This window comes from Pseudomonas sp. NPDC007930, from assembly GCF_042958985.1.
Lineage (GTDB): Bacteria > Pseudomonadota > Gammaproteobacteria > Pseudomonadales > Pseudomonadaceae > Aquipseudomonas.
Genome location: NZ_JBIBKC010000017.1, coordinates 1 through 13,542, shown reverse-complemented (window position 1 = coordinate 13,542; position 13,542 = coordinate 1). Strand labels below are relative to the sequence as shown.

The following is a 13,542-nucleotide window of genomic DNA, read 5'->3' as shown; positions in this document are numbered from 1 at the left end:
ATCTCAAGGGCTAGAAGTCGTTCCTGGCGTGGTAGGTTTTCAAGAACTGCTGCACACGAGGCTCGCGGCTCTCTTTAAGCACCTGTTGCGGGGGCCCGAACTGCACGATGCGGCCGCCGTCGAGAAACGCGACCTTGTCCGCGGCCTTGGCGGCAAAGCCCATCTCATGGGTCACCACCACCATCGTCATGCCCTCCCCGGCCAGGTCACGCATCACCTGCAACACCTCGCCGACCAACTCAGGGTCCAGCGCGGAGGTCGGCTCGTCGAACAGCATCAAGGCCGGCTCCATCGACAGCGCGCGGGCGATCGCCACGCGCTGCTGCTGGCCACCAGACAGCGCCGAGGGGTAGTTGCCGGCCTTCTGTTCCAGGCCGACTCGGGCCAGCAGGCCACGGGCCTTGGCCAGGGCGTCGCCAGGGTTCATGCGGCGCACGCGCAGCAGGGGTTCCGCCACGTTCTCCAGCGCCGTCATGTGCGGCCACAGGTTGAATTGCTGGAACACCATGCCAATGCCTTTGCGCGCCTCACGCAATGCGCGGCTGCTCATCAACCGGCGGGTGTTGCCCTGCCCCTGGTAACCGATCAGTTTGCCTGCCACAACGATGTCGCCACTGTCGTAGCTTTCGAGAAAATTGATGCAGCGCAGCAGCGTGCTTTTGCCCGAGCCGCTGGGGCCGATCAGGCAGACCACCTCTGAGCGCCCCACTTCCAGGCTGATGCCCTTGAGCACCTCGACGCTGCCAAAGCGCTTGCGCACGTTTGAGACCGTTACCCATGCATCGCTCATACAGCGCCCTCACTTGCCCCGCCACGGAGCGTCAAATGCCTGTTGATCCGGCGTTCAGCACGTTGCCCCAGCCGTGAAAATAGCTCGATCAGCAGCCAGTAACCCAAGGCCAGGGCCAGGATCGACTGGAACGCGGCAAAGGTTTCCACCGCCATGTTCTGCACCGCGAAGGTAAGGTCACCCACGGTGATCACCGACAGCAGCGCGGTTTCCTTGCACACGTTGATGACCATGTTCACCAGCCCCGGCAGCGCCGCCGCCAACGCGCCGGGCATCAGCACCCGCCGCACCACCGCCAACGGCGCCATGCCCAGGCTGTTGGCGGCCTCGAGTTGCCCGGCCGGCACGGCGGCGAAGCCGCCGCGGAAGATCTCGGCGAAATACGCGCTGCCGTGGATGATCAACACCAGCAACCCGGCCGGCAGCGGGTCCAGCAGCAGCCCCAGCGCCGGCCCACCGTCGTACACGATAAACAGCAACACGATCAGCGGTGTGCAGCGCAGGGCTTCGATATAGCCCTGGATCAAGCGCCGTAACGTGGCGCCGGCGCCACGTTGCACCAGGGCGATCGCCAGCCCTAGCGCGACGCCGCCCAGCGCCGCGATCACCCAACTGAAGAGGGTGACCCACAGCCCTTGGGCGATCGCTGGCAAATAGCCCAGCAGGGTGTCGATGCTCATGGCTTACCGCCTCGCCAGATGGCGTTCAAGGCGCCCGCCGGCATAGGCCAGGCACAGGTTGGTGATGAGGTAGAACGCCCCGGCGGCCAGGTAGAACTCCATGGGCCGCAAGGTGCTGGCGGCGAAGGTCTGGCTGACCCGGGTCACCTCGGCCAGCCCCACCACCGACACCAGCGAAGAGGCCTTCACCAGCAGGATCAGCTCGTTGGTCATCGCCGGCGTGGCCAAGCGCAGCACCTGCGGCAGCAGCAGCCTGCGGCCGATGGCCGGCCACGAGAACCCCAGCGCTACTCCCGCCTCGACCTGCCCCGTGGGGATGGCCGCCAGCGCACCGCGCAGCAGCTCCGCCACATAGGCCCCGCCGACCATGCCCAGCGCGCACACCGCCGCGGTGATCGGCGCCAGGTCGATCCCGGCGTAGGGCAAAAAGTTGTAGAACACCAACAACTGCACCAGCAGCGGCACACCGCGAAAATAACTGATGTACAACGCGGCCAGCACTGCCAACCCCGGCAGCGAACGCAGGGCGCAGATCGCGACGCCCACGACCACCCCAAGCAAGGTGCCCAGCAGCGACACCAGCAGCGTGATGGCAAAGCCTTTGAGCAGGAACGGCAGCGCGTGGATCACCACCTCGAAATGCATAACCTGGCCTCCTTCGCCGAGCGTTACAGCAACGGCGCCGGCATCGCCGCGGGCAGCGCTTCGGTACGGCCAAACCATTTGTTCTGGATCACCGCCATGCGGCCATCGGCCTTGATCTTCTCCAGCGCCGCCGACACCGCGGCGATGAAGCTGGCGTCATCAGGGCCTTTGCGGCCGATAAAACCGTAGTAGGTGGATACACCGAAAATCGGCAGCACCACCTCGAGGGCGTCCGGGCGCTGCAGGGCGGCGTAAGACACGTTCGGCAACGAGGTGGCGCCGGCATCGAGGCGGCCGTTGGCGACATCGGCATAGATCTGGTTCAGGTCAGGGTATTGGCGCACCTGAATAGGCTTACCCAGGGTGGCTGAATACGCCTCCACCTGCTGCTGCACATAACTGGCCTGCACCACCCCGACCCGCTTGCCACTCAAGTCAGCGGGCAGGTTGATGGCCGTGTTGCCTTTTTTCTTGATGAACGCGTTGCCAGAGCCAGCGATCGGGCTGGTGAAGGCGTACTTCTCGACCCTGGCCTGGGTGGCATTGATCGGCGCGCCGACGAAGTCGAACTTCTTCGCGTCCAGGCCGCTGAGCACGCTGGTCCAGGGCAGGTCCTGGTAGACCATCTTCACGCCGAGTTCCTTGCCGACTTCATCCAGCAGGTCTTTGTCGACCCCGGCGTAGCTGCCGTTGTCGATGAAATCGAACGGCGGGTAGGCCATTTGCGTGGCCACCACCAGGGTGCCCTCGGCTTTGATCTTCGCCAGCGTATCTGCCTGGGCGGCGCCGCTGGCGAGCAGCGCGGTGGTGAACAGCGTGATACCCAGGGCCGCTGCCGGCATATGGGAAACGAGACGGCCTACCAATCCAGTCATGGACCAATCCTTACAGGAAGATGAGGGCAGGTTCGGCAAGATCGGCAGCGATCGCAGCTTCTATGGCGCGATACGGTATAGGCTGGGTGGGCGAAAAAGCCTGTGCGAAAGCAGGCTGCGGTGGCTTGGCGGCCACTTCAAGAGGGGTGTCGAAGCGTTGCCCACGCCCCGAAATCTATCGGCATCGCTTAAATATGTCTATACCTATTCAATAAATTTTACCCGTGCGAGAATCCTCCGACCCATGCAAATGCCGAGGCCCCAGGCTTGACGACCCTACATCAGCGCATCTTCAACGACATCCAGGCCGCGATCATGGGCGGCACCTGGCCGCCAGGCCATCGCATCCCGTTCGAAACAGAACTGAGCGAGCAGTACCAGTGCTCACGGATGACGGTGAGCAAGGCACTGGCGGCACTGGCCGAGCGCGGCATGATCATCCGCCGCCGCCGTGCCGGTACCTTCGTGGCCACGCCGCTGAACCGCACGGTGATGGAAATCCAGGACATCGGCAGCCAGGACCTGCTAGCCACCCAGCCGCACACCTACAGCGTCTTGGCCAATGCCGCCTGCGAACTGAGCGAAGCGGAAGCACAGGCCACCGGCGAGCCCGCTGGGGCACCGATCAAACGCGTGCAGTGCCTGCACCGAATCGGCGGCCAAGCCTATGCGCTGGAGCAACGGATCATCCTGCTGAGCATGGTGCCGCAGGCGCTGGGTGAAACCTTTGAGGCCTTACCACCTGGCCAGTGGATGATCACCCAGATCCCTTGGTCGGAGGCCCGCCACACCCTTCGCGCGGTGGCCGCCGATGCGGCCATGGCGCGCCTGTTGGAGGTCAAGCGGCAGGCCGCGTGCCTGCGCTTGACCCGGCATACGTTTCTCAACCAGCGCAGTATCAACTACACCGACATCACCTATGTGGGCGAGCGCTATCAGTTCAGCGGCTCGTTTGTTTCTGGTGGGCAAAGCGCGGATATCGAGTGATGTAGAAACATCCCGTTTCAATAAATAACCGCGTTATTCATGAGCCCTATCGCATGAGGCATTCGCGGTTATTCAGCAATCCCCCCGCCTCTTCACGTTTAAGCTGGACGCCTGGCGCCAGCGCCGTGGCTGGCCGCTTCCCACACGTTCAGGAGAGGGACCGACCATGCCCGATGATCGGCAACGGGCCGATGCCGCCCATGCCTTGCCCCAAGAGGAATCCGCTGGCGCGCCGAGCCGCCGGCACTTTCTCAAGTTGGGTGTTTCCGGTGTCGCTGCCGCAACTGTCAGCACCTGGATCCCCGCCGCCCACGCCGAAACCGCCACTGATGCCCCGCCACCGGGCGTGGGCGAGCGGCGTATCCACTTGACCGTCAACGGCCAGCGCCATGCGCTGAACGTGCCGGTCAACGCCATCCTGCTCGATGTGGTACGCGACCGCCTGCAACTGACCGGCACCAAAAAGGGCTGCGACCACGGCCAGTGCGGCGCCTGTGTGCTGGTGGTCAACGGCCAGGCGATCAACGCTTGCCTGTCGATCGCCGTGCAGCACGACGGCGACGAACTGCTGACCGTCGAAGGCCTGGCGCAGAACGGCGCCCTCCACCCGTTGCAGGAAGCCTTCTGGGAACACGACGCCTACCAGTGCGGCTACTGCACCAGCGGGCAGCTGATGAGCGCCTACGCGTTGCTCAACGACCCGCACATCGGCAGCGATGACGCCAGCGTGCGCGAGGCCATGAGCGGCAACATCTGCCGCTGCGGCGCGTACAAGAACATCCTCGCGGCCATCCAGGATGCCCGCGGCAAGATGGGAGCCTGAGCCATGCGCCACTTCGATTACCTGCGCCCCACCAGCACCGCCCAGGCCATTGCCATCGAGCCTGCCCAGCGCAGTTTTCTCGCCGGCGGCACCAGCCTGCTCGACCTGGTCAAGCTCGACGTGATGCGCCCGGCCCTGGTCGCCGACATCAACAGCCTGCCGCTCAAGCAGATCGAACCGTTAGCCGATGGCCGCCTGCGCATCGGCGCGCTGGTCAGCAACAGCGCCCTGGCCAACCATGCCCAGGTGCGCGCCCAGCACCCACTGCTCAGCCAAGCCATTCTGGCCGGCGCCAGCACCTCGCTGCGCAACAAAGCCAGCACCGGCGGCAACCTGATGCAACGGGCCCGCTGCAACTATTTTCGCGACAACCTCTCGCCCTGCAACAAGCGCGTGCCCGGCTCTGGCTGCGCGGCGCTGCAAGGGCACAACCGCAGCGTGCACGCGGTACTCGGCACCAGTGCCAGCTGCATCGCCAGCCACCCGTCAGACCTGTGCGTGGCCCTGCAGGCGATCGGCGCGGAGGTCACCGTACAAGGCCGCCAAGGCAGCCGCAGCATCCCCTTCGAAGCCTTCCACCTGCTGCCCGGCGCCACCCCGTGGCTGGAGCACGCGCTGCAGCCAGACGAACTGATCACCCACGTGACCCTCGACGCACCGCTCGCCGGGGCCCGGGCCCATTACCTGAAGCTGCGCGACCGCCATTCCTATCAATTCGCCCTGGCCTCGAGCGCGGTGCTGGTGGTGCTGGAAGGCGGGCGCATCCGCCAGGCGCGGGTGGCGCTCGGCGGGGTCGCGACCAAGCCGTGGCGGGCGCGGGAAGCCGAGCAGCAATTGCTGGGCCAGGCGCCCTCCCCGGCGCTGTTCGAACGCGCGGCACGCGCCGCCTTCGCCGAGGCCAAGCCCTACGCGCACAACGCCTACAAAATCCCCCTGGGCCAACAGGCCATTGTGCGCAGCCTGCGCGATGCCTTGGCATAACCGGAGCCCTGCATGAACAACACAACGATTGGCCACAGCCAACGGCGCATCGAAGGCCGGCAGAAGGTCACCGGTGCGGCGCGCTATGCCGCCGACCACCCGCTGCCGCGCATGGCCTACGCCTACGGGGTGTACAGCGAAATCGCCCACGGCCGCATCCAGGCGATCGACGCGGCCGCGGCGCAGCGCATGCCGGGGGTGCTGGCGGTGCTGCACCACGGCAACCTGCCGGGGCTGCACCACTCACCCAGCGTGTTCAACGTGGCCGATCCCAGCAGCGCCAGCCGTATGGACGAACACCGCGTGCCGTTCGAAGACGACCAGGTGCACTACCCCGGCCAGTTCGTCGCGCTGGTGGTGGCCGAGACCTTCGAGCAGGCACGCGCCGCGGCGCAGCGGGTGCGCGTGAGCTATGCCAGCGCTGCCCCCGTGGTGTCACTGGATCAAGCGCTGGCCGCCGGCCCCGCCCAGGACGCCCCGCGCCGGCATAGCCGCGGTGACTTCAACGCGGCGCTGCCCGGCGCCAGCCACCAGGTCGACGCGCTGTACAGCACCCCGGTGGAAACCCACAACCCCATGGAGATGCATGCCACCACCGCCTGGTGGGCCGAGGGCAAGCTGTTCATGTACGAGGCCACCCAAGGCGTGATCAACCACCGCAACGCCCTGGCGGCGGTGTTCGACCTGCCCCCGGACCGGGTCGAAGTACGCGCGCCGTTCATTGGCTCGGGGTTCGGTGGCAAGCTGTTCCCCTGGCCACATTCCATCGCCGCCTGCGCGGCAGCCCGCGCGGTGTCGCGGCCGGTGCAACTGGTGTTGCCGCGGGCGCAGATGTTCACCACCGTCGGCCATCGCCCTGAAACCCGCCAGCACTTGCGCCTGGGGGCGAACGCCGCCGGCCAGTTGGTGGCCCTGGGGCACGCGTCGGTCAACAGCACCTCGGTGATCGACACCTATGTCGAAACCTGTGGGCGAGTCAGTGAAAGCCTGTACAGCTGCGCCAACGTGCTGGTCACCCACCAGAGCATCGGCGTGCACCGCGGTACCCCGACCTCGATGCGCGCGCCCGGGGCGGCGCCGGGCCTGTTCGCGCTGGAGTCGGCCATCGACGAACTGGCCATCGCCTGCGCGATGGACCCGCTGGCGTTCCGCCTGCTCAACCTGGCGAGCCGCGACGAAAGTACCGGCCTGCCGTGGTCGAGCAATCACCTGCCGGAGGCGCTGAAGGTGGGCGCCGAACGCTTTGGCTGGGCCGGCCGGCAGGCGCAACCCGGCGCCATGCGCGACGGCGATGAACTGATCGGCTACGGCCTCGGCGCCTGCAACTGGGACGCCTACCGCATCCCGACCCAGGCCCGGGTCAGCCTGCGCGCCGATGGCACTGCCCTGGTGCAATGCGGCCTGCAAGACATCGGCACCGGCACCTACACGATCCTCGCGCAAACGGTCAGCGAGCTCACCGGCCTGCCTTTGGCAAAGGTCGAGGTCGAGCTGGGCAGTTCGGCGTTTCCGCCGGGCCCGGTGTCCGGCGGCTCATGGGTGACCGCCAGCGCCATGCCGGCGGTGGCCGACGCCACCCGCAACGCCCTGCAACGCCTGGCCAGCCTCGCCGTGGCGGGCAATGGCGTGTTCGCCGGGCTGGCGCCGGAGCAGCTCGAGGTCAGCGCCGGGCAACTCAGCGCCCAGGGCCAGCGCTTCAGCTTCAGCGAGGTGCTCAAACGCCAGCGCCTGGCCCGCGCCGAGGGCGAAGCCCACTCCACCGGCGCCGACAGCAAAACCTACGCGTTCCGCTCGTTCGGCGCACACTTCGTCGAGGCCCGCTGGGACCCAGGCATCTCGCGCCTGCGCATCGCCCGGGTGGTCAGCGTGATCGACGCCGGGCGGGCGATCAACCCACTGGCGGCACGCAACCAGGTGGAAGGGGCCATCGTGATGGGCCTTGGCATGGCGCTGTTCGAGGCCAGCGAATACGACAGCCGCAGCGGCCTGCCGGTGAACAACAACTACGCCGAATACGTGGTGCCGGTGCATGCCGACATGCCCGAGATCGACGTGGTGCTGCTCGACTACCCGGACTACCACCTCAACGAATTCGGCGCCCGCGGCATCGGCGAAATCGGCGTGACCGGGCTGGCCGCCGCCGTCGCCAACGCGGTGTACCACGCCACCGGCAAACGCATCCGCGAGCTGCCGATCACCCTCGACAAGCTGATGGACACGGCCCGCGCATGATGCACCTTGACCGCCAGGTGGTTGAGCAAGCCCTGGCCTGGCTGGAGGCCGGGCAGCCGGCGTGGCTGTGCACGGTGCTCGCCAGCTATGGCTCGGCGCCGCGCCCGCCGGGGTCGATGCTGGTGGCCCGCGCCGATGGCCAGCACCTGGGCTCGCTGTCCGGCGGTTGCGTGGAGGAAGACTTCCTCCAGCGCCTGGGCGATGGCCAGTTCAGCAGCGGCGCGCGGATCATCCGTTACGGCGAAGGCGGCCTGGCGCCGACGCTGGCGCTGCCCTGCGGCGGCGTGCTGGAGGTGCTGGTGGAAGCCTTGGCGCCCAGTACTGCGGCGTGCGACCACCTGCGCGGCGTGGGCCACGCGCTGGCCGGGCAGCGCCCCTGCGTGCGCCAGGTGCGGCTGGCCGATGGCGCCTTGGCGCTGCTCGCCGAACAGGCCTGCGCCGAGCGGGTGCGGGTGGGCGCCGAGCAGGTGGCGGTGCGCATCGGCCCCAGCCGCCGGCTGTTGATCGCCGGGCTGTCGCCGGTGGCCGAGCATTGCATCGCCCTCGGCCTGATGCTCGGCCACGACGTGCAGGTGTACGACCCTCGCGAAGAGCTGCTTCTGCCCGCCCAGGCACGCTGGGCCGGCCCACGTTGGCAGGCGCTGCTGCCGGCGCGGGCGATCGCCGAGGGCGCTTGCCATGCCGCCACCGCGGTGATCGCGCTGACCCACGACCCACGCATGGACGACCTCACCCTGCTCGAAGCATTGCGCACCGAGGCCTTTTACATCGGCGCCATGGGCTCACAGCGCACCAGCGAGCGGCGCCGCGAGCGCCTGGGGCGCATCGGCGGGCTGCAACGCGGCGACCTGGCGCGGCTGCACGCACCGGTCGGCCTGGCGCTGGGCAGCAAAACCCCGGCGGAAATCGCCCTGGCGGTGATGGCCGACATCGTGCGGGTGGCCAATGGGGTTGAGCGCTCGCGGCTGTGAGCCGCCGCGGGCCCGCCAGGCCACTGGGGCGTTACGCCACCTGCCCCGGCACATTCGTGCCCATCCCCGCGGGCAGGTAGCGGCTGATTTCGCCCAGCTCAGCCGCGCTCAGCACCAGTTGCGCCGCCGCCAGCAGCGCGCCAACCTGCGCCGGCCGGCGGGCGCCGACGATCGCGCCGGTCACCCAAGGTGCGCGCAGTACCCAAGCGATCGCCACCGCCGCTGCACTCACCCCATGCGCGCGGCCGATGCCAGCCATCACCTCGACCAACGCCAAATTGGGTGCCAGGCGAGGCTCCTGAAAATCCGCGCTACGGGTTTTGCGCCAGTCATCATCCGGCAGGTTGGCGATACGCTCGCGGGTCATGCTGCCACTGAGCAACCCGGACTGCAGCGTGGAGTAGGCGATCACCCCCACCCCGGCGGCCTCGCAGAACGGCAACAGCGCTTGCTCGGCATCGCGCATCAACGCCGAGTAAGGCGGCTGCAGCGAGGCGATCGGGGCCACTGCCTGGGCCCGCTTCAACTGCGCCACATCGAAGTTCGACACCCCGATTTCGCGGATTTTCCCCTGCTGTTTAGCCGTGGCCAGTGCCGCCACCGCCGCTTCGATGCCGTCACTGGGGCCCGTTGCCGGAAAGGCCGGCCAATGAATCTGATAGAGGTCGATCGCCTCGACCCTCAGCCGGCGCAGGCTGGCTTCAACCTCGGCCAGCAATGAGGCGGGCGCCAGCGAATGGGAGATCTGCCCGCTGTTGGCATCCCAGACCAGGCTGCCTTTGCTGAACACCATCGGCCGGCGCGATGCCGGCACCTGTTGCAGCAATTGCCCAGTCAGGGTTTCGGCATGGCCCAGGCCGTACACTGCGGCGGTGTCGATCCAGTTCACCCCCTGCTCCACCGCAGCCTCCAGCGCCGCCAGGCTTTCGCGGTCATCCTGCGCGCCCCAGCTGTATTCCCAGCCCTGCCCGGCGATGGCCCAGGTGCCCATCCCGACCGGCGAGATAAACAATTCGGATTGGCCCAAACGGCTTGTTTGCATCACACACCTCACGTCAATGGATCGGTGAAGTATCCGCACCGCCAGTACTGAAGATAAGATAGGTAATCGAATTTGAGCTACTGAACCCCATTCATGAAACCCGACCTGACCGAACTCGACGCCTTCGCCGCGGTGGCCCGCCATGGCAGCTTTCGCAAAGCCGCCGATGAGCGCGGGGTCTCGGCGTCCGCGCTCAGCCATGCGATGCGAACGCTGGAGCAGCGCCTGGGGGTGCGGCTGCTCAACCGCACCACCCGCAGCGTGACTGCCACTGAGGCTGGGCAGCAGCTGCTGAGCACCCTGCAACCGGCCCTGGCCGCCGTGGCCTCAGCCTTGCAAGCGCTGCAATGCCAGCAGCAAGTCCCCACCGGCACGCTACGCCTGAACGTTTCGCGCCCGGCGGCGCGCTTGGTGGTCGGCCCGATGCTTGGCCCGTTCATGGCCGCCTACCCGCGCATCAAGGTTGAACTGCTTACCGACGATGGGCTGACCGACATCGTCGCCAAAGGGTTCGACGCGGGCGTGCGCTTTGGTGAAAGCCTGGCCAGTGACATGATCGCCCTGCCGATTGGCGCGCCGCAGGCGTTCGTCTGCGTTGCCGCGCCGGGCTACCTGCGCGCGCGCGGCACCCCGCAGGCGCCCCGCGAACTGCTCGAGCACGCCTGCATCGGCAGGCGTTTTCCCAGCGGCAAACTGTACAGTTGGGAGTTTCTGCTCAACGGCCAACCGCTGCGCTTGGCGGTGCCGGCGGCGTTGGTGCTGGAAGACGACGGGCTGATGCTGCAGGCAGCACTCGACGGCGCGGGCATTGCCTATGTGTATGAGGCCATGGCCAAGCCGTACCTCGCCGACGGGCGCTTGCAAGAACTCCTGCAGGACTGCAAAGCCGCCGCCAGCAGGTTTTTCATCTACTATCCAAGCCGCCGCCATACGCCGCCGGCGTTGCAAGCGCTGATCGACTTCAGCCGCGCGCGAGGGTAAGGCGATGGCCATATTGGCCGATCGCCGTCAGTAGAAGCGCTTAGGGTCGCCCCCCTCCAACAGGCTGTTCAGCTTGGTCAAGGCAAAGCGCAGTTCCGCGCGGTTGGTAGGCGACATCAGCACCAGCCGCACCGCCTGGGGCGCCTGGTTGCGCTCGGCTTCGAACTGGCTGGCGCTCATCACTAACACCCCATTGGCGCGGGCCAACAGGGCGAACTCATCGCTGCGCCATGGCGCCGGTAATTGCAGCCAGGCATGGTAACTGTGGGGCTGGGCATACAGGGTATGCCCAGCGAAGATCTCTCGGGCCATCGCCTGGCGCTCGGCGGCCTCGGCCCGGTGCTGGGCAATCAGCTGCTGGTGCAGGCCACTGCTCAGTACCTGGCTGGCCACCTGGGCGGTCAACGGCGACGGCATCCATACGCTGCTGCGGACCATGGCGGTCAAGCGCGATAGCAAGCGCGCCGGGCTGTACAGGTAACCGATACGCAGCGCTGGCAAAATCGATTTCGACAGGCTGGTCAGGTAGACCGAGCGCTCCGGCGCGAAGGTGCTCAATGGGCGGATGTCGCTGTCGGCCGCAAGAAACCCGTAGATGTCGTCATCGAGCAACAGAAAATCGAATTCCTCGGCAATCGCGGCGATTTCCGCGCGCCGCGCGTTGGGCATGGTCGAGGTGGTGGGGTTCTGGCAACTGGCGACACACACCAGCATGGCCGGGCGCTCGCGCATGCACAGCTCGCGCAAGGCCTGGGGGATGATGCCGTACTCGTCCATCGGCACGCCGCGCAAGCGGCGCCCGGTGCCGTGTACCACCGAGATGATGCCGGGGTAACACAGCGCTTCGCAGAGGATCAGGTCGCGGCTCTCGGTCAGCGCGCTGACCGCGACCATCAGGCCATGTTGCGCACCGCTGGTGATCACCACCTGCTGCCATTGCGCGCCAGGCAGCCATTGGCCCAACCACTGCGCGGCGGCCTTGCGGTGCGCCGGGTGGCCGCCGTCGGGCGCGTAGTCCAGGGCCGCCTCCAGCGCGTCACTGCCGGCCAACGTCGCCAATGCCTCGCGCAGCCACTGCTGGCGCGACTCACCGTGGGGCTTGATGATCGACAGGTCGAGCAGTTCACCGCGCAAGCGCTCGGCGGCTTCTGCCCCGGCGGCCGGCAAGGGCAACCTCGGTTCCGCAGCCGCCAGCACATAGGTGCCGCGGCCGACCTCGCCTTGCGTCAGCCCGCGCCGCGACGCTTCGTTGTAGGCACGGCTGACCGTGCCAGGGGTGATGTCCAGGGCCGTCGCTAACTCACGCAGCGTCGGCAGGCGCTCGCCGTGGCGCAAGCGGCCACTGCTGATGTCCCGGCCCAGCGCATCGGCGATGGACAGGTAAACCGGCTGCTGATGCTCGCCGAGCTGGGGAACCCACATAAGCGCTTACTACCGTATCAATGGCTGAACAGGAAGATATTACACCACTTCGACAGGGCAATGTATCGACTCAATTTGAGTCAACTTATTCCCGGATCAAAATGTTCGCTCAGGCACCCTGCGCCGCGAAACTTTAGCGCACAAACACCCTTGATTTTTCCAAAAAGAACGGTTTAGAGTAAATTGAGTCGAGTCAATATGATTCGCTTGAATCGAACCATTGGAGAATTCAATGAGTAGCATCCGTAGGGATACATCGCTCTCCGCGATCATCGCCGGCTTCGTCGCGGTGGTTATTTCGTATGCCGGGCCCTTGATCATCGTGTTCCAGGCCGCGCATGCCGCCAACCTGAGCAACGAAATCATCGGCTCGTGGATCTGGGCCATTTCCATCGGCAGCGGCTTGACCGGCCTGCTGCTGAGTTTGTAGCTGCGCGTGCCGGTGATCACCGCCTGGAGCACGCCAGGCGCGGCGCTGCTGGTGTCGACGTTGCCCACGGTCAGCCTGGCCCAGGCCATCGGCGCGTATATCGTCGCGTCGCTGATCATTACCGTGGTGGCCCTGAGCGGTGCCTTCGACCGGCTGATGAGCCGCCTGCCCAAGGCCATCGCCGCGGCGATGCTGGCCGGCATCCTGTTCCGCTTTGGCGCCGACCTGTTCACCTCGTTGCGCGGCCAGCCGGCGCTGGTGTTGTCGATGCTGGTGGCCTATCTGCTGTTCAAGCGTCTGTCGCCACGCTACGTGATCCTCTCGGTGCTGGTCGTCGGCTGCGCCATCGCTGCATCGCTGGGGCAACTGCAAAGCCAGGCGCTGGTGTTACAAACCGCGCAGCCAGTGTGGACCACGCCACTATTCGACTGGCATACCCTGATCAACATCGGCCTGCCACTGGCGCTGGTATCGCTCACCGGCCAATCGGTACCGGGCATCGCCGTGCTGCGCACCGCCGGTTACCAAACCCCCGCCAGGCCGATCGTGGCGGTCACGGCCATCGGCTCGGTGTTGCTGGCCCCGTTCGCCTCTCATCAAACAAAAAATATCCCCTTGTTTTTTAAAAGAAAAAATCAAGCAGCCCTCACCAGTTCCATCCCCAACTTCCGGGCCTTGCGCAG

Annotated in this window: 12 protein-coding genes and 1 pseudogene; 7 read left to right on the top strand and 6 right to left on the bottom strand. The window is 66.6% G+C overall.

What is annotated here, in order from left to right:
• Nucleotides 1–10: 10 nt before the first annotated feature.
• From ACFZCE_RS23385 to ACFZCE_RS23370, 4 genes are read right to left on the bottom strand one after another with little or no spacing between them, the layout of a single operon-like run.
• Nucleotides 11–790 (bottom strand): ATP-binding cassette domain-containing protein, encoded by a 780-nt coding sequence (locus ACFZCE_RS23385; protein ID WP_390942915.1) that lies wholly within the window; start codon nucleotides 788–790, stop codon nucleotides 11–13.
• Nucleotides 787–1,470, bottom strand: coding sequence for an ABC transporter permease subunit (locus tag ACFZCE_RS23380; RefSeq protein WP_390942914.1), 684 nt, complete (start codon nucleotides 1,468–1,470; stop codon nucleotides 787–789). Before ACFZCE_RS23380 ends, ACFZCE_RS23385 begins: the two co-directional genes overlap by 4 nt.
• Before the next feature lie 3 nt (nucleotides 1,471–1,473).
• The gene (locus ACFZCE_RS23375; RefSeq protein ID WP_390942913.1) at nucleotides 1,474–2,115 is read right to left on the bottom strand and encodes an ABC transporter permease subunit; all 642 of its coding nucleotides are present in this window, start codon (nucleotides 2,113–2,115) and stop codon (nucleotides 1,474–1,476) included.
• A 23-nt stretch (nucleotides 2,116–2,138) separates the two neighbouring features.
• On the bottom strand, nucleotides 2,139–2,990 hold the full coding sequence (locus ACFZCE_RS23370) for a transporter substrate-binding domain-containing protein (protein WP_390942912.1): 852 nt from the start codon (nucleotides 2,988–2,990) through the stop codon (nucleotides 2,139–2,141).
• Nucleotides 2,991–3,257: 267 nt separating this feature from the next.
• Between ACFZCE_RS23370 and ACFZCE_RS23365 the strand changes: the two genes are divergently transcribed.
• From ACFZCE_RS23365 to ACFZCE_RS23345, 5 genes are all read left to right on the top strand, one after another.
• On the top strand, nucleotides 3,258–3,977 hold the full coding sequence (locus ACFZCE_RS23365) for a UTRA domain-containing protein (RefSeq protein ID WP_390942911.1): 720 nt from the start codon (nucleotides 3,258–3,260) through the stop codon (nucleotides 3,975–3,977).
• 166 nt (nucleotides 3,978–4,143) lie between these two features.
• Entirely contained in the window at nucleotides 4,144–4,800 is a 657-nt protein-coding gene (locus ACFZCE_RS23360; RefSeq protein WP_390942910.1) for a 2Fe-2S iron-sulfur cluster-binding protein, read from the top strand.
• A 3-nt stretch (nucleotides 4,801–4,803) separates the two neighbouring features.
• Nucleotides 4,804–5,781 carry an FAD binding domain-containing protein gene (locus ACFZCE_RS23355; RefSeq protein ID WP_390942909.1) on the top strand — a complete coding sequence of 326 codons (978 nt, stop codon included), beginning with the start codon at nucleotides 4,804–4,806 and terminating at the stop codon, nucleotides 5,779–5,781.
• A gap of 12 nt (nucleotides 5,782–5,793) precedes the next feature.
• Complete coding sequence (locus ACFZCE_RS23350; protein WP_390942908.1) at nucleotides 5,794–8,013, top strand: molybdopterin cofactor-binding domain-containing protein; 2,220 nt, start codon at nucleotides 5,794–5,796, stop codon at nucleotides 8,011–8,013.
• Nucleotides 8,010–8,984, top strand: a complete 975-nt coding sequence (locus tag ACFZCE_RS23345) for an XdhC family protein (RefSeq protein WP_390942907.1) — start codon at nucleotides 8,010–8,012, stop codon at nucleotides 8,982–8,984. The genes ACFZCE_RS23350 and ACFZCE_RS23345 overlap by 4 nt, the downstream gene beginning before the upstream one ends.
• Before the next feature lie 31 nt (nucleotides 8,985–9,015).
• Here the strand turns inward: ACFZCE_RS23345 and ACFZCE_RS23340 are convergent, their stop codons facing one another.
• Nucleotides 9,016–10,026 (bottom strand): aldo/keto reductase, encoded by a 1,011-nt coding sequence (locus ACFZCE_RS23340; RefSeq protein ID WP_390942906.1) that lies wholly within the window; start codon nucleotides 10,024–10,026, stop codon nucleotides 9,016–9,018.
• Between the two features lie 93 nt (nucleotides 10,027–10,119).
• On the opposite strand from ACFZCE_RS23340, the gene ACFZCE_RS23335 reads away from it, so the two are divergent.
• Nucleotides 10,120–11,007, top strand: a complete 888-nt coding sequence (locus tag ACFZCE_RS23335; RefSeq protein WP_390942905.1) for a LysR substrate-binding domain-containing protein — start codon at nucleotides 10,120–10,122, stop codon at nucleotides 11,005–11,007.
• A 27-nt stretch (nucleotides 11,008–11,034) separates the two neighbouring features.
• Here the strand turns inward: ACFZCE_RS23335 and ACFZCE_RS23330 are convergent, their stop codons facing one another.
• Nucleotides 11,035–12,429 (bottom strand): aminotransferase class I/II-fold pyridoxal phosphate-dependent enzyme, encoded by a 1,395-nt coding sequence (locus tag ACFZCE_RS23330; RefSeq protein ID WP_390942904.1) that lies wholly within the window; start codon nucleotides 12,427–12,429, stop codon nucleotides 11,035–11,037.
• Nucleotides 12,430–12,661: 232 nt separating this feature from the next.
• Between ACFZCE_RS23330 and ACFZCE_RS23325 the strand changes: the two are divergent.
• Nucleotides 12,662–13,542: pseudogene (locus tag ACFZCE_RS23325) on the top strand (benzoate/H(+) symporter BenE family transporter); the annotation flags it as partial.